Origin of the sequence: Lunatibacter salilacus (assembly GCF_009797935.1) — a bacterium.
Classification (GTDB): domain Bacteria; phylum Bacteroidota; class Bacteroidia; order Cytophagales; family Cyclobacteriaceae; genus Lunatibacter; species Lunatibacter salilacus.
The window spans coordinates 15,248-33,870 of sequence record NZ_VOLC01000027.1 but is presented as its reverse complement, the minus strand read 5'-3'; the positions used below and the strand labels follow the sequence as shown (position 1 = coordinate 33,870).

The window sequence follows — 18,623 nt, the reverse complement described above, 5'->3', positions numbered from 1 at the left end:
TGACGATAAAAGGAATAAATCCCCTCAACCACTTTAAAAGTCTGCTTGAATTAAATATGGAGAATTCAGAAGAAGGTTCTGAAGAAAAAAGACCCTATCAGGAACGGGAATTTACCACTGAGGATGGAAAAGCATATGAGTATTTTGCGGATAAAATTTATTTTCGATACATCTCTCTCGACAAATCCATCGGTTCCAAGAGAACCCTGGTTATGCCGGAAAACTACGTGGTATTGATTTTTTGTTTGCAGGGAAGCTGCGCCTACTGTGGGATAGAAAAAAATTCTTTGTTATTTACGATTGAAAATCGACACTGCAACAGCTTCTACTTTGGAAAGGAAAACGTTTTGGTCGAGGCGAGGACAGAATCCAAGTTGGAGGCTATGATTGTATATGCGCAGGTGGATTATTTTTTTTCCTTTTCATATGATCATGCGTTACAATGGAAGGAGTTTGAATCGAAAGTGAAAACAGGAAATCAAGCCCAACTTCATCGGGCATCGATTTACCTTGACCAAAAAATTAACCTTTTACTTCTTCAGATTTTGGAGGAAAAATTGAATCCCAAGCTAAAAAACTATTTTATCGAGGCAAAGGTCACTGAGCTGATTTTATATCAAATGGACCAACTCCTACAGAATCCAAAATCCCAACCTGAACCTGGTTTAAAGCCGGAAGAGGCGGAAAAAATGGAAATGGCTAGGCAGTTACTTTTGAAAAATCTGAAGACAGGCATTTCCCTTAAATCTCTTGCACTGGAAGTGGGAACCAATGAATTTACTCTTAAAAAACACTTTAAACTTCAATTTGGAAGCAGTGTATTTAGCTATTTGCTTGCGTATAAAATGGAGCAAGCCAAGGATCTTTTGAAACAGTCGGATTTAAAGATTGCCGAAATTGCCGAAGAACTGGGATATCAGCACCCTACCCACTTCAGTGCTGCTTTTAAGAAAGCCACAGGCATGCTTCCAAAAGCTTACAGAGAGCAGCACTTAAAATAGAATCGGCTCTTTTCACCTCTAATCAAACAATGCCAACATCCCTTCCCCATCCAGGGAACCCAAAAAGCTATCCCCCTCAGCAATAACTTCTTTTGCCATTTTGGTTTTGGCCTGCTGTAATTTCATGATCTTCTCTTCAATAGTATTTGTGCATACCATGCGGTAAGCAATGACATGTTTTTCCTGCCCCATTCGGTAGCAGCGGTCTATGGCCTGATTCTCCACGGCAGGATTCCACCATGGATCCAAGATATACACATAGTCAGCAGCGGTCAGATTCAATCCAGTTCCCCCGGCCTTTAGACTGATCAAAAATACCCGTTTGTTGTCATCACTTTGAAACTGATTGACTCGGGCTTCCCGCTCTTTCAAACTGGTTTTCCCGTCCAAATAGGTGTATTGGATATTGTTCTCCTTCAACTTCTCCTGCACGATGTCCAGCATCTTCACAAACTGACTAAACACCAATACCTTGTGGTTTCCGGTTTTATCCGTGATATGTTCCAGCAAGATTTCAATTTTGGCAGAAGCACTTTTCCCTTCGTTGTTGGGCACAAGTTGTGTAGAGTCACACACCTGCCTTAATCGGGTAAGTCCTTCCAGCACATACATTTTGGAGGATTCCGATCCCTCCTCTTCGAATTTCTTAAGCAGAAAATCCCGATACTCATTGCGGTAGGCATCGTATATTTTCCGCTGAACCGCATCCATCTCGCAATACAGGTATTCCTCCGTCTTTTCTGGAAGTTCGGTAAGCACCTCTTTTTTGGTCCTTCGGAGGATGAAGGGTTGTATCTTTCGTTGCAATTCGGTCAATATCTCCGCATTGCCCTTTTTAAGTGGGAGGAGGTAGTTGTCTTTAAATCCTTTGAAGGTCGAAAAGAACCCAGGATTTACAAAGTTCATCTGTGCAAAAAGCTCCGCCAAACCGTTTTCAATCGGTGTGCCGGTAAGTGCCACTTTGAATTTACCCTTAAGCTTTGTAATCGCTTTGTAGCGTTGGGACTGGGTGTTTTTAATGGCCTGCGATTCATCGGCAATGATAGCATCAAACTCAATCTGCCGAAGCAACTCCAGATCGTTAATGACCAATCCATAGCTGGTCAGGACTACCTGATGCTTGCTCAATTCCTCTACTGTGTCATATCTATCGCCATGATGGACAAAGTAATCGATATGCGGAGCAAACTTCTCCAGTTCGTTTTTCCAGTTAAAAAGCAGGGTAGTCGGTGCAACGACCAAAACCTTTTTGCCTGTTTTCTCCACCATTTTGCAAATCATGGTAATCAACTGCAGGGTTTTTCCCAAACCCATATCATCCGCCAATATTCCTCCCCAACCATATTCCTGCAAGAAATTCAGCCAATTCAGTCCGGCATATTGGTAATTTCTCAATGTAGCGTTTAGCTTCTTGGGCACGGTAGTTTGTTGGATTTCCGTAAACTGCCGCAATCTTTCCTTCTTCTCTGCTATCTCCTCGATAATTTTTGGAAAGTTCACCAGTTCCTCCATGTCGTCAAGGAGGTTAAACTGGGTTTTGGAAATTTTTATATCCTCTTTGTCTGTCTCCCCGGTGCGGAAGAGCCGACCAAACTTTTTAACCCACTGCTCCGGCAATATACCGATGGTTCCGTCCGCCAGCTCAACGTAATTGTTGTCCTTTTCCAGTGCCCGTTTAATATCTTTCAGTTTTACCTTGTTGTTGCCAAAAACTACCTGGGCACTCACCTCAAACCAATCTTGGGAAGAACCAAACTCCATGCTGATCTCTGGAGGGAAAGGGGAGTATTTCTTTATCGCTATTTTATCCAGGCCAAGTACCCGGACACTCTCCTTTTTGAGTCGCTCAAAGGCCTTCATAAACCAGAGGTTTTCCATAAAGGCATCGTGGGTCAGGTGGAAAAATCCTTGTCCCCCACCCCGTCCGAAGCTTGGGTGTAGGTCCCTTAGCAATGCCAGATATTCATCCTCCACATCTTCGTCCCGCAGGTAGAGCGTTTTAGTTTCCGGATCCATGATGGTATTCCCTTCTAGGGGGTTGGAATAGGCGTTTTCCCCATACTTGACTTGGGGCCGAAAAATGACCAATCCGGTTAGTTCCGTGATATACAGTTCCCGCTGTAAATTACCAGAACCATCAGCCTCCTGAAACAAACCGGATTCATCGATTATTTCTACATTCTTGGACATAGGCAGTAAGATATCATTTACGAGGTAGTCCAGGTCACTTTCCACCACGTGTAAAAGAGGAAACTCTCTCAAAAATTCAAGCACCTTCATTTCCGCTAGACTCCGAAAATAAAAAAGGTTCAAGTTTAGGAATGTGGCATACGTTGTATTTACTTCCAAATGATCATTTAATTCTTCCAATCCCCACTCCTCTTCACCCATTTTTAAAATGAATTTCACATCATACAGTAATTCTTTCTTACTGATTTTTACCACAAATCTGGTGCGCAAAATCCGGAGAGATTTTCCAAAGTTACTTTTTTTAGGATACTGTGCCTCCCGTGCGTTTCCTTGAAATACAAATATTCTATATGCAGAAGCAACATGCAAAAATTCACCAAACAGCGTGTGAATGATTTGGAAATCTTTACTTTTTATGGCTTTGTTTACTCTATTTGCTGCTGCCATAATATGCTCCAAATTTGGACTGCTTGCAAGTCGGAAATCGTTGGGATCATCAAATAATGTAACTTTAGTGTTGAGTGCTTTAGGATCCGCTTTGGTTCCTTTGGCCATAATCGGGATGATCTTATCGAACTTGCCCCGAAAATCATTTACTAAAGCAAAGGCAGCGTGGTAGGTCCCCCATTCCGAAAAGACATCCTCTCTTACTTCCATCTTCTTTTCCGAAGTACGTAATGGTGAAAAAACTTGCTTGTTCATCGCTTTCGAAAGGATTTCTAAATTATATAAACCCCTTAAAGGGCCTCTTGGATTCAAAAAAACCTGATCTTCCGCAAACACAAAATGGAAAGCGTTGTCCAGGTCCTTTATTTGATCTTTCAGCCCAACCCGAACTAAATAATCTGACATCGCCTGCTGTTTTTGCTGTTTTGTCAAATAGTTTAATTCATTTAATTTGGGCGACTTATACCGTGATTTCAGCCATTGCAGGCCCAAAATAACTAGGTATTCCTGGGTATACGTTCCATTGATTTTGACTTTACCTAGGGAATAATCAATCCGTATATAGTGTTGTTTCCCGTGAATTTCTACTTCATAAACATATGCCTCCTCCTTAATATCAATATTTATCAACCATCCCTCGACATCTTTATCGGAAACCATAGTCATTTTATCCGCAAGTTTTGGGATTTCTGAAGGCTCACACGGAATTACTATTGGGAATACCAATTTTTCCCTAGGTTCCGGTCGGATATATTCTTTTTTGGGCAACTCAGAAAAAAGAAGCAAATCTTCTTCTGGATCATGATTAAACACTTTGTTTTTATTCGATTCCAGAAAAAATAGGGACGCCGCAACATGCTTGCATTCTAAGTTTTCTTCAAAATAGATACAGGAACAATCTATCTCTTCCTCCCCGATGAAATCATCTAAAGAAAAATCTATTTCCGTGAGATTTATTGTAACCTGATAGAGAGGTTCAACATTTCCCTTTACTAAAAAATAAAAGGACCCAGACTCTTCCTCATAATAATCAAAGGTAACCTTCCCTTCTTTATAGAGGATTAAACCTTTTTCCAATACATAAGGAGATAGGTTACGCTTGTGACTCCGCAGCATACTTTGCTGGTCTGTGGTTAGGGGCATGGGATATGAATTTGCCGAAAATTAAAGGGTTTGGTTAAGAGATAAAAGGATTCAGTATAAATATTAGCAAACAGCGTAGATGGTATATTGAATATCCAGAGAACAATATGAGAAGCCACCCTCTAAAACATTCGATAAAAGGCGGATATTTGATAATAATTTTTTAGTTTTAAAAACCCGTTGCCCGTGAATTTGGATGCTTAACTTAAAAAAATGTAATTAACCATACGAGACATATAATTTCATTTAAGGTTTTACCGATCTCACGAGAATCTTTCGCTACCGAAAAGCAAAGGACGGTTAATTCGTAAAAAGATGAACAAAGGTTCCTCTCAATTCAAAAAGGCACAAGGTAAAAAGAGTAGTTGAAGCCCATACAAATATGGTTAATATCGGTCTAGCCCCAGAGGGGTGTAATCTTAGTAGCCAAATAATTCGATTGTGTTTTGGCAACGGTGAGAGTTGGAGAAGCCATAATCTCCCGCCAAAACCCGATCCTGGCAAGTTCTGCCTTGTTTCGCCATACGATATGGCTTCGAGATCTAGATCAGGTTCCGTCTCCGTGGTGCCCCCCTAAATCACTCCTTTAGGGGGGACTTTTGATGATTCTAGCAAAGAGTTTATATTTCGAACTAAATAATTAAAACCCTCCCCTAAAGTTGAAAATCCTGTGATAGCGTAACGGTTACAGAAGGGAGGGCTGGGTTGGGGCAGCGTCGAAGTTGCTCTTTCACCTTCAATTGGGAATGGATCCCTGCCTTATATGGTTTAAAATATCTCATTCCTATAGATTTTGAAATTAAATTTTAAACTAACAACAACCGACCTATGGATAAACCTATCCTTTTCCTCGCTATCCTACTATTTTGCTTTTCATGTGACCAGAACTCGAAAATTGTAGACAGAATCCTGCGTTTGGAGGATTTTACGGAGGTTAACACACCCTATAAGGTAACAAAAATTATTCCGTTAGAAACTCGCCCTGAAATTCTATTGGGTGAATATTTATCTGTTAAAATCTCAGAAGATCATATTTATATCTATGATAAAAATACCAGAAATGCCATTCAGCGATTTGATAGGGAAGGAAACTATTTAGGCCCCGCAGCGCTCGTTGGAGAAGGACCCAACACACTGAATGCCATTACGGATTTTTTGATTTCCGATGCTCGGCTTGTGGTTTTGGAAAGTATGGGAGCTTATTCCCGCATCCAAGTTTTTAACGAGAATGGCCAAATTATCAAAACAATAGAAACGACCTACCTGGGATTTTCATTTTCGAAATTAGACAATGGAAACTATGTGCTATACGGCGGATTTAACCTACCCCTGACCGAAAACCGCATTGTGAAACTTACCTCCTCCGGGGAAATCACCGACACCTACCTTCCCAATACCTATACGGGGTCAATGCTCCCCATGCAGGAGCAGAATTTCGTCAAGTCCGGAAACAACCTGTATTTTCACGAGGTTTTTGCCCCAAAAGTCTTTTCGATTTCCGATTCCCTTGAAACTGTTCTAGGCTTTGACTTTGGAAGGTATGCCATACCGGAGCGGTACTTTGAGATGGATTGGATGGAGGGATTTGAGATGATCAATTCCCAAGGCTTTGCGGCCATTTCCGACTATTTTCGCTCGGGAGAATTTCATTATATCGGCGTCGATGTACAGGTTGAGGGGCAGCTGGCCCGACACCATCTACTTTGGGATGGGGAAAAGGGAACCAAACGGATTTTCTCCCCTACTCAGCTTCCCGCATTTCAGTATCCGGTGGCGGTTATTGGCGATGAACTTCTTTTCATTTCACAGGCAGCCCATTTGCTTGAATTGGAACCGAACGATTTGCCCGAGGGAGCACAACACCTTGATCCCGAAGACAATCCTGTGTTGGTATTTGTGGACTTGTCGGATAACTGAGAAAGTTTTTTCACCTTTGAGATCTTCCAAACCTCGAAGGTTTTTTTACCCTAAAAGACATCAACGCTCCAATATTTAGACAATAGACCTTCAGGGTTTCAAAAAAATCAAACCTTTGAGGTTTTCCAAACCTCGATGGTTTTTTCACCTAAACGACATCAACGCTCCAGTCTTTAGAGAAAATACCTTCGGGGTTTCAAAAACCCCAAAGGTATTGGGAGAGGGATTTTAGGAAGGTATAAAAACCTCTTCCTTTCCGTTTTCCAGATCCAAGATTACATTGCCGATCTTTTTCCCTGCTGCTACATAGGTGTATGCTTCCATTGCCTTTTCCAAAGGATAACTTCTGTCCAGCACAGGTCTAAAGGACCCCGCAATAAGCAGCCTTTGAATATAGGCCAAACTGGCTTTAATATCAGTTGGTAGCGGGAAGATGACCCGCTTGCCACCCCGTATGGAAGTGGTCAGCGGGAGATATAGGTTTTCAATTCCATCCCCCAATTCGGAGGAAAGGTAGACTCCTTTTTCATTGAGGATGGGTTTGCATTTTTCAAAGGTACTTTTCCCCACGGCATCAAGTACAATGTCAAATCTATCCGTTGTTTTTGTAAAATCTTCTTTATCATATGGGATTACTTTCTTTACCCCCAACTCTTTGATCATTTGAACATGTTTAGAGTGTGCCGTGGCGGTGACTTCCCTGCCTTCATGAAGTAAAATCTGCACCGCCGCTGATCCAATTCCCCCGGTAGCTCCGTTCACCAACACACGGGAGGTAGGTGTAAAGGTCACTTTTTTTATAAAATTAATTGCATAATGGGCGGCTTCAGCCGATGCGGCTGCCTCTTTGAAACTGATTCCTTCCGGAATAAGCATAAGGTTGGCGTCTTCACGGTACGCCATAAATTCAGCCTGCGAGGGTAATCCGTTATCATCAAAGCCCCAGACTTTGTCACCTACCTTAAACTTGGTGACCTTTTTGCCCACCTCTTCAGCCACGCCGGCAAAATCAGTCCCAAGAATGGGTGTTCTTGGGTGAGGCCAACCCACAAAAAAACGAAAAATATAGGGCGAACCACTTAGCACCCCACAATCCGTCCGGTTCACTGTGGTGGCTTTGATTTTAATTAGGATCTCGTATTCTTTTGGAACAGGCTTAGGATAATCCGTTACCAAAATTCTATCAGGACTGCCATAGTGATACCGAAGGGCTGCTTGCATAAAGGTGGGGTGATATTAATCGTGTTAATATAACCATTTTTCACGATTTCCCATATCGCTTCTCCCATTATAATGCCTAAGCAACTTAACTCTCTTCCTTTCTAAAAATCAAAATGTATTTTACCACATTGTCCAGTTTGAAACCTAATCCCAGAATTTTCCCCATAGTTTCCGCATTGGTATGTTGATTTTCCGCATGAAGTTCATCGACCCTAGCGTTGGAACCAACGATTGATTCAAGCGGAATAATCTCCGATTTTTTATCCGGAAAAGTAAGAACGATGCGGGAAGAATTCCTGTATTCTGTCTCCACTAAACGCCACTATTGACAATTTGAAAACTTTTTGACACCTCAAAAAAAAATAGAGAAAACCAGAACATAAATATACTGATAAAGAAGAGGTAGATGAAATTTCAGTTGTAAAGAATTACTTTACAACTGCCGCGGATCAGGAATGATGAAGGCTTTGATTGACTCCTAATTTGTTTGATGAATTATCCGCGCTAATTCTAAATATGCATCAAAACGAATAATTTTTGGGATAGCAATCAAGATCCCCAAAAACCACAGAAAATCTAAAATGAAAAGGACAAATTAAACCAAATACTATTTATTCCCTATCAATATCTTCGTTTTGGTCGCTGCCCAGGCTGTATAGGTTATTTTCCTCGTCCTCACTTCCTATTTCCTCCTGCTCATCATCCAATTCACTACCGGGGACATCAAGGTCCTCTCCCGCAAAGTCAACTTTTCGCTTTCTCCTCAACAATTCCTCATCATCCCCCCCATCCATACTCAGATCTTTTGGTCCGAGCGCCCTTCTATCCTCGGGAGTAAGGTTATATTCCGCATCGGAATTATTCTCCTGTAATCTATCCAAGCTGTCTTTAGCTTCTTCTTCTTGATCTACAGTTGGTTTCTTGTTCTTGTTTTGCTCGCTCATGATGTTTTAGTTTTTTGGTTGTTGAATCAATATTATTACCTGACTGAAGGGTTTCACCCCACCTGTCCTAGAAAGCCATCCCAACCTGCAATTATATGCAACAAATGATCCAAAAAACCTAGTGTAATCCAAACTGCCCAATGTAGCGAATATGGCGTGTAAATGATTTTCAGTGGGGTAAGAATTTCACTTATATAAAAGCCGGGTACAGCATTATTCCTCAAAATGAGGAGAAAATACGCACGTTTGTTATCAAGAATGGAGGTAACGTTTCAAACCCTTGATGCGATTTTGCCATGCAGCAAATGGCACATTTGCATTTCTCAAAAACCGACAAACAAACCGGGGTCAACAATAGTGCAGCTTTTTTCCGATCCGCTATAAAAACAAATGTTATATTTGTTCAGTGAGAACATGTCAAAATGAATATAATGGAAAGTCAATTTGGTGAAAAATTAAGCATGCTTCGAGAGGAGCATATTTGAATTAAAAACCGAATGCATCCAATATTTTTTGTCGATGCCCGAATGGAAAAATAAAGTTGATAGCTATGTATCTGAATAAAATACACATCAAAAACATCCGGTCTATTTCAAACTTTGAAATGAACTTTGAAAATCCAGCTGGATGGCATGTCATCATTGGTGATAACGGTGCAGGAAAATCCACAATTGTAAGATCAATTTCATTGGGGATTATTGGGCCAAATGATGCTAAAGCACTTCGATTAAACCTTAATGATTGGGTAAGGCGAGGTGAAGAAGAAAATGGAATTATCTCCCTCACTATACAGAAAAACAATGAAGATAACAAAATCGGGAAAAGCAGGCCCAGAACTAAACCCTTTGAAGCTACATTAACTTTGAGTAGGAAAGAAAGAAACGGTTATGTGCTTGAAGGCAATAAGGGTGCTCCTGTAGAAAATATCTGGAGTAATGCCAATGGATGGTTTTCGTGTGCATTTGGTCCTTTCCGCAGATTTACTGGAGGCGAGAAAGAATGGATGAAAGTGTACTATTCTGACCCAAGAGCTGCCGCCCATTTGTCTGTTTTTGGAGAGGATGTGGCGCTAACAGAGGCAATTGATTGGCTGAAAAACCTGCATATTAAAACGCTTGAAAAGGCTTCGTTTTCCACAAAAACGGTTGACGAAAATGAATCCGACATTTTAGCATCTCTCAAGGCATTTCTTAATGAAGGCGACCTTCTACCCCACGGTGCCAAACTGGATAGTATTAGCAGTGATGGAGTATTCTTTGTAGATGGCAATGGAGCAACAGTGGATGTTACGCAAATGAGTGATGGGTATCGCTCAATTCTAAGCTTAACCTTTGAATTGATCCGCCAAATGGTTCGGTCTTATGGGCAACAAGAAGTTTTCAAAAATTTCAAAAAAGGAGATTTCACTATTGACCTTCCAGGAGTTGTATTAATAGATGAAATCGATGCCCATCTGCATCCCAGCTGGCAAGCTCGAATTGGAGAATGGTTCTTGAAGGTATTTCCGGGCATTCAGTTTATTGTTACCACGCATAGCCCTCTAATTTGCAGAGCTTCTGAAAACGGCACTATTTGGAGATTGAGAGCTCCTGGTTCGGATCTTTCTTCGGGTGAAATTACAGGAACAGAAAAAGAACGATTGATTTTTGGTGACTTGCTGGATGCCTATGGGACAGAACTTTTTGGGAAAAATATTACGCAATCTCAAAGTGGACAGGATCTAACGGAAAAGTTGGCTCAACTTAACCTTAAATCGTTCAAGCAAAAACTCACTTCCATGGAACAGGAAGAATTGGAACATTTAAAAACTATTACAAGTAATTTCAGCGATGTTGTATCTAAATGATAGACCATTGACGGCAAAGGCTGCATCACTCCTTGTACAATATCAAAAAGCCGTTGATGACAAGCCCACTTTTTCTGAAAAAACATCAGAAGGTAAAAAGCTGTTTGCCAGGTATAATAAGAAATCCAATGATGCCTTTAAAGTGGTGCGGGGAAATCTGGCAGAAATGTCTGGTGGTACTATCCGTTGTAACTATTGCGAGGACAGCAACGCCAACCAGGTAGAACATATTTACCCTAAGAATTTTTACCCTGAAAAATGCTTCGTTTGGGAAAATTATTGTTATGCTTGTGGACCTTGCAATCAGCCAAAAAGCGACAAATTCGCCATATTTGAAGATGCCACCGGAAATGAACTGAATCTAAAAACAATTCCTAAGGATACAGCACCACCCAAAGGTAAAGCCCTATTAGTAGACCCAAGAGCAGATGAACCACTGGAATATTTGTTTTTGGACACTCAAAGCACCTTTCGCTTTGTTCCTTTTATAGAGGATGCCAATGACTATAGAAGAGCAGAGTACACCATTGAAATTCTGGGTTTAAATTCCAGAAACCACTTGGTAAGAGCTAGGAAAGTGGCTTTCGGTAATTTTAAAGCGAGACTTTTTGAATATGTCGCAAAGAAAGAAAGCGGTGCCACAGCAGCCCAGTTGAATCCCTTGATTGATTCACTTAAGAGCGAACACCACCAAACCGTTTGGCATGAAATGATCCGCCAAAGAAGTCTGCATCCTGAACTGGATGATTTATTCAACCGTGCTCCTGAGGCTTTGGAGTGGGCGGCTTTCAGTAATCAGTGAAAAGTAGATGATATGCGGGATTACAAGAATATCAAAGTTAGGAAGCAAAGCCAACTACCTGGAAGCGGTTAAAGGATTGGAACGAGAATTATATAAATCAGGAGCTTAGAGAATGATGAATTGTAAATGGTTAATTATTAATGAGTTTAAGTTAAAAAAGCATTAACCATTCTCAACTGACAGTTAACAATTATGAAAAGTGAAATCATCATATACCAATCCGAAGACGGTAAGACCAAAATACAAACCCGTCTTGAAAACGAGACCGTTTGGTTAACTCAAGAACAAATGAGCGAACTCTTTCAACGGGAAAGAAGTGTCATCACAAAACATATAGGCAATGTTTTTAAAGAAGGTGAGCTTGGTGAAAAAAGAAATGTGCAAAATTTGCACATTGGTGGTTCTGACAAGCCTGTAAAATACTATATTCTAGAGTGATGCAAAATTGATTAAAAAAAACAATAAATAATTGAAGGCAAGTTCCATGGAAACATATGGAGCAAAATGTAGAACAACATATTGAAAACATACTGAAAAAGAGAGAGCGTTAGATGAAAATTCAGTTGTAAAGAATTACTTTACAACTGCCGCTGATGGAAAAAATTATGAAGTGACTTTTTACGCTTTGACCATTATCTTGGCTATAATGGATGCGACTAAATAAAATTTTTATGCAAAAATCCAGATTTTTCATACGACGCTATGCTCCAGCTTAAATAGAAGGCAGTTTAGTAAAATTAAACCCCAGCATCCGACAATTCTACTTTTGTATAAAAACCGTACAATAATTAAACACTTTTTGCTTATTTTTAACCTAAATTAAAATAATGTTTGAATTTGATCCCAAAAAAAGCGAGTCTAATAGACTAAAACATGGAATTGATTTTATTCAAGCACAACAACTATGGGAGGATGCAAGCAGAGTCGTTTTAGAAGCAAGAACAGTGGATGAAAAACGGTATTTATTAATTGCGCTATTCGATGAACGTATTTGGTCAGCCATTTACACCGTTAGAAATAATTCCATAAGGATCATATCGGTAAGGAAATCAAGGGAAAATGAAAAAGAAATCTATTACAGCATCTGAATTAGATCAAAAGTTTGAGGAAAATGAGGATTTGACTGACTTTCTGATGATAGAAACCGCAACTAAGCCCGGGTTAAAACCAAGGCGGGTAGGTGTGGATTTTCCGGAATGGATGGTGCACGAGCTGGATAAAGCTGCCCAGAAATTGGGGATTACCCGGCAAAGTTTAATTAAAGTGTTTATCGCTGAAAAACTGAAAGAAAGCAGTTAATTGCCTAAATTCAAAAGACCCAGACGGAAGAATTCTTGAAGAAGTATACCGACTATAGTCGGATGACATCGAAATCTATAAACTAAATGAAGGCCAAAAAAAGGCAATCAGTTTAGCCCGTGAACAGGTTAAACAAGGACAATTTTTGAGCGAAGAAGATGCCAATAAGGAGATTGACCAATGGTTAAATGAATAATTTGGTCCCAAAGAGCTCAAGATGACCGGAAACGAATTCTGATATACTGGATAAATCAAATACTTACAGTAAAATTTGGATAAGAAATTTCGTGAAGGGCATTGATTCGTCTTGTATAATTATGCATAAATAACCACTTTTCACTATCTTCCGCATAAATCTACTAAGATATGATGCGTGTTGCTGATTTTGTGGAAAATTGCCTTGCGTATGAACAGTATGCATTTGATTGGGATGAATTAAAAACAGTGATCCCCAAGACAGACATAGCAGAAGGCTAATAACAATACCATTCTTTACCGCTTCAATTTAAAATATTCACCTGACATCCGGTTTAAGTTGTCGTTACTTGACATTCGATAGCGAGATGCGACGACAGTTAAAACTTGTTCAATATTGTCACTCAATCCATGCTTTTAATGTAATGTGTTCATTTAATAGTTCCGTACTACTCGAAGACGGAAAATGACTGGGTAGCCACAGTTTATTGAAATAAAAAAAGCCACCCCGAAAATAAATTCGTAAGTGGCTGATTTTATCGTGGGCCCACCTGGGCTCGAACCAGGGACCTCCTGATTATGAGTCAGAAGCTCTAACCAACTGAGCTATAGGCCCTATTAATTTTGGCCATCCCCTACAAGAGAAAACAACCGGCAAATTCAATCTTCCCCAAAAATCAAACCACTTATCTATGCTTCTGATTCAAAAAACCAGATAGCTTTTGCTACTTTTTTTTCAAACCAAAATTTGCCCTTTCCTAGTGGCTTACCTTGCTTTTGGGACTGCAATGTTACATATTTGGTTTTAATTTCGCAACTTTGCCGTGCATGAAAAAGCTAAATGGAATCAAGTTTTTAATATTCGATTTGGGCAATGTCATCTATGACATTGATTATTCCCTTACCTTCAATAAGTTAAACAGCCGCCTTCCGGAAAAGGATCACGGACTCGGAAAAAAATTTCTGATCTCGGATACACATTTTAATCTGGAAACTGGAAAAATATCCGAGGAAAGCTTCCGAAACGGGGTGCGGGAATATTTCAGCCAAGACTGGGATGACGCCTGGATAGACGAAATATGGAACGCCCTTTTGGTGGATATTCCCATGGACCGGATCCAACTGTTGCTTAGACTAAAAGAACAATATCCACTCTATCTACTAAGCAATACCAATTCCATACATTTCAAAGTGGTGGACAAAGTGTTTAGTGAAAAACTTACCGATACCGAGTGGTCAATGCTCTTCGATAAAGTCTTTTTAAGCCACGAAATGGGTCTACGTAAGCCCTCGGAAGAGATATACAGGGAAGTGGTGCGGCAGATCGGAGGAGAAGCCCAGGAGTGCCTGTTTTTTGATGACCTTCCGGAAAACCTTAAGGGAGCAGAAAAGGTTGGTATAAAAACCGTGCATATCGACCATCCCAATGCCCTAATCCGTTTTTTTGAAGATGTATAGTACCAAAGAGTACCTGAAGCATGGGCTTCTATTTGTGCTGACCTTAATCGCTACTACCCTTGCGGGTGGGGAATGGCTATTTGGGAGGAGTATACTGTCCAGCGAACGTCCGCTGGACTGGGAATTCTTCCTGCGAAGCCTGCATTTCTCCATTCCCTTTATCGGGATTTTGCTTGTACATGAATTGGGGCATTTGTTTACCTCCATTCACCATCGGGTCAAATCCTCCCTACCCTATTTTATTCCGGCATGGCTGGGCTTTATCGGTGCACCGTCCATAGGAACCTTTGGGGCTATTATCCATATGAAAAGCTTTGTCAGCAGCCGCAGGAAGTTTTTCGATATTGGCGTAGCTGGCCCGCTGGCAGGGTTTGTTTTGGCACTCTTTATTCTTATCTACGGGTTTACCAATTTACCGGAAGCGGATTTCATTTACGAAATCCACCCCGAATATGCGGACCCTAACTATGTGCACGGTGAAAACGAAGACGCCATGGACCTGAGACTAGGCTATAATCTGCTGTTTTGGGCCATGGAAAATACCTTGGCCGATCCGGAAAAAATGCCCAATATGTCCGAGGTCATTCACTTCCCCTATCTGTTTGCGGGGTATTTGGCTTTGTTTTTCACGGCCATCAACCTACTTCCCATAGGACAATTGGATGGTGGACATATCATCTTCGGCCTTTTTCCAAAAAATCACAAAAGGATTTCCTTTGGTGCCTATACCACCTTTTTGTTTTTTGCCGGGCTTGGCATTATAAACCCTCAGGAGGAGTTCAATTACCTGATAATTGCCCTCCCAATCTATGTGGGTTTTGTCTATATCTGCTTCCGCAAATCGGGACTATCCAACACCAATAAGTGGACGGTAGCCTTGTTGATCGTTGCTGTTCAATACAGTATCGTGAGTGCTTTCCCAAGTGTGGAAGGATACAGTGGTTGGCTGTTTTTTGCCTTTCTCATAGGCAGGGTTTTGGGTATTAACCACCCTGAAGTTATGGATCCAACGCCATTAACCAAAAATCAAAAAATTCTTGGTTGGTTGGCGGTGTTCTTATTTATTATATGCTTTACGCCTCAACCCTTTATTATTAAATAAGAAGAGGAAGATACTAATTTTCCTCTTCTTCCAACGCCCGGTAGGCCAAAATTCCCCCCAACACGTTTCTAACATTCGAGAAGCCTTTACTGGCCAGAAAGTTTTTGGCATTGCCACTTCTGGCTCCTGACCGGCAGTGAATGATAATTTCTTCGTCCTTGTGGGCTTCCAATTCATCCAGTTTGTCAGGAAGTTCTCCCAATGGAATGTTCTGTGCCTCCAGATTATCATCCTCATATTCATACTCTTCCCGCACATCGATAAATACGAATTTTTCTCCTTTATCTAACCGCTCTTTTAATTCGTTCACTGTAATGTCTTTCATGTGTTATTTTACTAAAATACGTATGGATTTCATTTTATTTTGGTGCCTATACCGAATCAGATAGATCCCTTTATGTTGGTTCACAAAAGTAAGCACTTTACCGTTTTCCTCAGAATCAATAGGCACATTAATTTGCCTTCCCTGAAAATCAAACACCCGAATCTCATCCACGTTCCCTTCTACCGTCAGGCGGTTTAGGACAGGGTTTGGATAAACTCTTACTTCCTCCTCTGTTGTTTCTTCCGGTATAAACGGGGGCGTCAAAGATAGATGTGGACGGATCATCAGGCTTCCAACTACCGTAGTGTTTTGCTCCCAAGTGCCATACACATTAAAATACACTTCCTCTCCTGTGTCGGTAGTTTTGTCCAGCCCTACATAAACAAAATCATTGGTAAACTGGGTAAACCCCACATAGAAATTACCCGAGACGCGGATAGTAGTATCAATCGGGAAATAGGCAAAATCATTTAAATCTTCTAATTCAGGGATCAGGACTTCTTCCTTATATATGGGCTGCATACCCAAGGAATCCCACACCATCAGTTCCACCGCATTTCCACGCTGGAGATAATTGGTAAAATTAATACTGACTCCCGAAATAAAGGCATCTCCTTCCACCTCATATTTTAAGGCCAGCATTCCCGACCTTTGGTTGATACCTGCGGAATAGTCTGCGGAGCCATTGTCATAGGCCAAAAAGTCCCGTACTGGCAGCATGAATTTTACGGTATCATTTACCCTAAAATCGATCGATGGCTCAAAGACCGTGTCCCTGCCGACGCCTTGACGGACCTTAAATTCATCACCTGTCGAAAGGTACAGCCGTGTTTCCAAATCGAAGGGTTCTTCTTCTGTCCAGACAATGGGTTCTGAAAGCCGGGTGGCGAAATCACGTCTCTCCTGAGCCTGGGGCACCGGGTTGATCGGAGTGTTTGCATTGATGCTTTTTATAAGCCTGCCTGTCTCCCGATTGCGTAGCTCCAAGGTAAACTCCATCGCTCTAAAGCGATTACTCAAGTTATTGAATTGCCCCACTATTTCACTTAGAAAGTCATTTCCTTGTCCCTGAAGCATGTAAAGCGGAATTGCGGTATATGTCCCAAAGGGGCTGTTAGGCACTTTGGTCAGCGCCCTATCTTCATAGAAATAATCCGAGGCATTTCTCCCCTTGTTCAGGTACACATAATCCAAGATCCAAGTATCAAAGGGACCAGAAAGCCTACCCACGTATTGAAATTTGAATTGAAATTTTTCGTGGAAATATTCAGGCGTAATTCGGATTAGTTCCTGGGTAAATTGCTGTCTAAGTGATTCATCGCCCCCTAATACCTCCCAAATTTTCACCCATTGTCCATCATTATTCAATATATGAAGTTCCAGTTGGTCTGTAACATCGGGCATCTCACCCTTGCCGCCCGGCTGCCAGAAAAAACTAAGGAACACGGAATTTTCTTCTGCGGACGTGGTGGTGGAAAGGTCAATGGGCTTTGAAATCAACTGATCCCCTTCACCGTTGATAAGGCGATCCCTTTCGTAGGGATTGCCGCGGGAATCTACTCCGTCCAAAAAACATACCCCGATTGTTGGCGGATCAATTCCCAAGGTCATAGAAGGCTGGACCCCCCTGCTTACCCACAGCTCTGAAGAGATATTTCCACTGGAAAAATCATCCCAGAATGGCAACGCAAGAGGCTCCTCCAATAATCTTGCTTGGGGTTGATCTGAAGTTGGGTTTTCGGAATGGACAACAGGAAGCTGTTTGAATTGCGCCCAAAGCGGTGTACTGCAAAGCATCAGCACCGAACTTCCGAGGGCAATCAAACATAATTTCCTGTCAACTATTCCCATTACAGTATTTCTTCCAATTCAGAAACCCAAATGTCCACGCGTTCCCCCGTTTTGGCGTTGACTCCCTCAGGAGGAAGTTGTCTTATGACGGTGCCCTTTGGGACGGTGTCTGTTTGGACATAATTGACATTTCCCAATCTGAGCCCGGATCCCAAAATAAGAAACTCTGCCTCCGCATCATCCATCCCAATCACGTTGGGCATGGGTAAACTTTGATTACCATACCCATCACCAACTACCAGATCAATCTGTGAGCCTTTCGGAATCTCAAAACCTTCGCTAATATCCCTTCCCCTATACTTTTGTTCCAATACGACATTGATTCCGATATCCGGCACATACACGATATCACCGCGAATCAGACCGTAATTGGCTAAAACCTCCTGCGCATTTTTCAACTGGGTGTTTACCAATCCCGGCATTTTGATCATGGGGGCGTTTTCCGCATTTAGGGTAACGTATATTTTCCGGTTTTGCTTCACTTTTGTGCCGGGTTTGGGATTCTGCTTGAGCACGGCAAGGGGATTCGATTCCGCCACAAATCCACTGTCAAGTGTGACCTCATACCTGAGGTCCCTGGCTTTTAGAAACGATTCAAGCTCATTGTAATGCATTCCCTCCAATTCAGGCACAGTGACCGATTCACCGTGGTTGGTGTAACTGGGCAGGTAAATTGCAAAGAAGGTAAAGAGCAAAACCATAATTATCCCTAGCATAATTAAGAGGTTGATACCTACTTTTTTTAATCCGACTTTAAGATCTGTCATACATCAATTTAATCAGTGTTAGAATCGTAAAATTAATGAAAATTCAATCCCTACCGTTGGAAAGGTTTGAAGAATCGCTACACATGGTAAAAAGAAACGTAAACTATCCGTAAAC

The 18,623-nt window shown here is 41.3% G+C and carries 16 protein-coding genes and 1 tRNA gene; 9 read left to right on the top strand and 8 right to left on the bottom strand.

What is annotated here, in order from left to right; translation table 11 throughout:
* Nucleotides 1-56 precede the first annotated feature (56 nt).
* Nucleotides 57-1,001, top strand: a complete 945-nt coding sequence (locus FQ608_RS25130; protein ID WP_158861253.1) for a helix-turn-helix domain-containing protein — start codon at nucleotides 57-59, stop codon at nucleotides 999-1,001.
* An 18-nt stretch (nucleotides 1,002-1,019) separates the two neighbouring features.
* Here the strand turns inward: FQ608_RS25130 and FQ608_RS25125 are convergent, their stop codons facing one another.
* The gene (locus tag FQ608_RS25125; RefSeq protein WP_158861252.1) at nucleotides 1,020-4,781 is read right to left on the bottom strand and encodes a DEAD/DEAH box helicase; all 3,762 of its coding nucleotides are present in this window, start codon (nucleotides 4,779-4,781) and stop codon (nucleotides 1,020-1,022) included.
* 828 nt (nucleotides 4,782-5,609) lie between these two features.
* Between FQ608_RS25125 and FQ608_RS25120 the strand changes: the two genes are divergently transcribed.
* Entirely contained in the window at nucleotides 5,610-6,698 is a 1,089-nt protein-coding gene (locus FQ608_RS25120; RefSeq protein WP_158861251.1) for a 6-bladed beta-propeller, read from the top strand.
* Nucleotides 6,699-6,926: 228 nt separating this feature from the next.
* Here the strand turns inward: FQ608_RS25120 and FQ608_RS25115 are convergent, their stop codons facing one another.
* The 3 genes from FQ608_RS25115 to FQ608_RS25105 all read right to left on the bottom strand — a co-directional run bounded on the left by FQ608_RS25115 (nucleotide 6,927) and on the right by FQ608_RS25105 (nucleotide 8,863).
* Nucleotides 6,927-7,919, bottom strand: coding sequence for an NAD(P)-dependent alcohol dehydrogenase (locus tag FQ608_RS25115; protein WP_158861250.1), 993 nt, complete (start codon nucleotides 7,917-7,919; stop codon nucleotides 6,927-6,929).
* Nucleotides 7,920-8,004: 85 nt separating this feature from the next.
* Nucleotides 8,005-8,232, bottom strand: coding sequence for a hypothetical protein (locus FQ608_RS25110; RefSeq protein WP_158861249.1), 228 nt, complete (start codon nucleotides 8,230-8,232; stop codon nucleotides 8,005-8,007).
* Nucleotides 8,233-8,530: 298 nt separating this feature from the next.
* Nucleotides 8,531-8,863: a hypothetical protein gene (locus FQ608_RS25105; protein ID WP_158861248.1), complete on the bottom strand. Its 333-nt coding sequence runs from the start codon at nucleotides 8,861-8,863 to the stop codon at nucleotides 8,531-8,533.
* Between the two features lie 550 nt (nucleotides 8,864-9,413).
* Between FQ608_RS25105 and FQ608_RS25100 the strand changes: the two genes are divergently transcribed.
* The 5 genes from FQ608_RS25100 to brnA all read left to right on the top strand — a co-directional run bounded on the left by FQ608_RS25100 (nucleotide 9,414) and on the right by brnA (nucleotide 12,810).
* Nucleotides 9,414-10,709 (top strand): AAA family ATPase, encoded by a 1,296-nt coding sequence (locus FQ608_RS25100; protein ID WP_158861247.1) that lies wholly within the window; start codon nucleotides 9,414-9,416, stop codon nucleotides 10,707-10,709.
* A complete protein-coding gene (locus tag FQ608_RS25095; protein WP_158861246.1) occupies nucleotides 10,693-11,511 on the top strand; it encodes an HNH endonuclease family protein in 819 nt (272 codons plus the stop codon). The genes FQ608_RS25100 and FQ608_RS25095 overlap by 17 nt, the downstream gene beginning before the upstream one ends.
* Nucleotides 11,512-11,703: 192 nt before the next feature.
* The gene (locus FQ608_RS25090; protein WP_234364388.1) at nucleotides 11,704-11,949 is read left to right on the top strand and encodes a hypothetical protein; all 246 of its coding nucleotides are present in this window, start codon (nucleotides 11,704-11,706) and stop codon (nucleotides 11,947-11,949) included.
* Between the two features lie 389 nt (nucleotides 11,950-12,338).
* Complete coding sequence (locus FQ608_RS25085) at nucleotides 12,339-12,599, top strand: BrnT family toxin (RefSeq protein WP_199856471.1); 261 nt, start codon at nucleotides 12,339-12,341, stop codon at nucleotides 12,597-12,599.
* On the top strand, nucleotides 12,571-12,810 hold the full coding sequence (gene brnA, locus FQ608_RS25080) for a type II toxin-antitoxin system BrnA family antitoxin (RefSeq protein WP_158861245.1): 240 nt from the start codon (nucleotides 12,571-12,573) through the stop codon (nucleotides 12,808-12,810). The genes FQ608_RS25085 and brnA overlap by 29 nt, the downstream gene beginning before the upstream one ends.
* 737 nt (nucleotides 12,811-13,547) lie before the next feature.
* Here the strand turns inward: brnA and FQ608_RS25075 are convergent.
* A tRNA-Ile gene (locus tag FQ608_RS25075) sits at nucleotides 13,548-13,621 on the bottom strand.
* A gap of 212 nt (nucleotides 13,622-13,833) precedes the next feature.
* Here FQ608_RS25075 and FQ608_RS25070 point away from each other — a divergent pair.
* A complete protein-coding gene (locus FQ608_RS25070; protein WP_158861244.1) occupies nucleotides 13,834-14,463 on the top strand; it encodes an HAD family hydrolase in 630 nt (209 codons plus the stop codon).
* Nucleotides 14,456-15,565: a site-2 protease family protein gene (locus FQ608_RS25065; RefSeq protein WP_158861243.1), complete on the top strand. Its 1,110-nt coding sequence runs from the start codon at nucleotides 14,456-14,458 to the stop codon at nucleotides 15,563-15,565. The genes FQ608_RS25070 and FQ608_RS25065 overlap by 8 nt, the downstream gene beginning before the upstream one ends.
* Before the next feature lie 13 nt (nucleotides 15,566-15,578).
* Here the strand turns inward: FQ608_RS25065 and FQ608_RS25060 are convergent, their stop codons facing one another.
* From FQ608_RS25060 to FQ608_RS25050, 3 genes are read right to left on the bottom strand one after another with little or no spacing between them, the layout of a single operon-like run.
* The gene (locus tag FQ608_RS25060) at nucleotides 15,579-15,890 is read right to left on the bottom strand and encodes a rhodanese-like domain-containing protein (RefSeq protein WP_158861242.1); all 312 of its coding nucleotides are present in this window, start codon (nucleotides 15,888-15,890) and stop codon (nucleotides 15,579-15,581) included.
* A 3-nt stretch (nucleotides 15,891-15,893) separates the two neighbouring features.
* Complete coding sequence (locus tag FQ608_RS25055) at nucleotides 15,894-17,741, bottom strand: T9SS type A sorting domain-containing protein (protein ID WP_158861241.1); 1,848 nt, start codon at nucleotides 17,739-17,741, stop codon at nucleotides 15,894-15,896.
* The gene (locus tag FQ608_RS25050; protein WP_158861240.1) at nucleotides 17,741-18,508 is read right to left on the bottom strand and encodes a PASTA domain-containing protein; all 768 of its coding nucleotides are present in this window, start codon (nucleotides 18,506-18,508) and stop codon (nucleotides 17,741-17,743) included. The genes FQ608_RS25055 and FQ608_RS25050 overlap by 1 nt, the downstream gene beginning before the upstream one ends.
* Between the last annotated feature and the right edge of the window lie 115 nt (nucleotides 18,509-18,623).

What these genes read in the sequence shown, in the direction of transcription:
- FQ608_RS25065 (WP_158861243.1), top strand. Translation starts at nt 14,456, where the DNA reads ATGTATAGTACCAAAGAGTACCTGAAGCATGGGCTTCTATTTGTGCTG.
- FQ608_RS25120 (WP_158861251.1), top strand. Translation starts at nt 5,610, where the DNA reads ATGGATAAACCTATCCTTTTCCTCGCTATCCTACTATTTTGCTTTTCA.
- FQ608_RS25070 (WP_158861244.1), top strand. Translation starts at nt 13,834, where the DNA reads ATGAAAAAGCTAAATGGAATCAAGTTTTTAATATTCGATTTGGGCAAT.
- FQ608_RS25130 (WP_158861253.1), top strand. Translation starts at nt 57, where the DNA reads ATGGAGAATTCAGAAGAAGGTTCTGAAGAAAAAAGACCCTATCAGGAA.
- FQ608_RS25100 (WP_158861247.1), top strand. Translation starts at nt 9,414, where the DNA reads ATGTATCTGAATAAAATACACATCAAAAACATCCGGTCTATTTCAAAC.
- FQ608_RS25095 (WP_158861246.1), top strand. Translation starts at nt 10,693, where the DNA reads ATGTTGTATCTAAATGATAGACCATTGACGGCAAAGGCTGCATCACTC.
- brnA (WP_158861245.1), top strand. Translation starts at nt 12,571, where the DNA reads ATGAAAAAGAAATCTATTACAGCATCTGAATTAGATCAAAAGTTTGAG.
- FQ608_RS25085 (WP_199856471.1), top strand. Translation starts at nt 12,339, where the DNA reads ATGTTTGAATTTGATCCCAAAAAAAGCGAGTCTAATAGACTAAAACAT.
- FQ608_RS25115 (WP_158861250.1), bottom strand. Translation starts at nt 7,919, where the DNA reads ATGCAAGCAGCCCTTCGGTATCACTATGGCAGTCCTGATAGAATTTTG.
- FQ608_RS25050 (WP_158861240.1), bottom strand. Translation starts at nt 18,508, where the DNA reads ATGACAGATCTTAAAGTCGGATTAAAAAAAGTAGGTATCAACCTCTTA.
- FQ608_RS25090 (WP_234364388.1), top strand. Translation starts at nt 11,704, where the DNA reads ATGAAAAGTGAAATCATCATATACCAATCCGAAGACGGTAAGACCAAA.
- FQ608_RS25055 (WP_158861241.1), bottom strand. Translation starts at nt 17,741, where the DNA reads ATGGGAATAGTTGACAGGAAATTATGTTTGATTGCCCTCGGAAGTTCG.
- FQ608_RS25105 (WP_158861248.1), bottom strand. Translation starts at nt 8,863, where the DNA reads ATGAGCGAGCAAAACAAGAACAAGAAACCAACTGTAGATCAAGAAGAA.
- FQ608_RS25125 (WP_158861252.1), bottom strand. Translation starts at nt 4,781, where the DNA reads ATGCCCCTAACCACAGACCAGCAAAGTATGCTGCGGAGTCACAAGCGT.
- FQ608_RS25060 (WP_158861242.1), bottom strand. Translation starts at nt 15,890, where the DNA reads ATGAAAGACATTACAGTGAACGAATTAAAAGAGCGGTTAGATAAAGGA.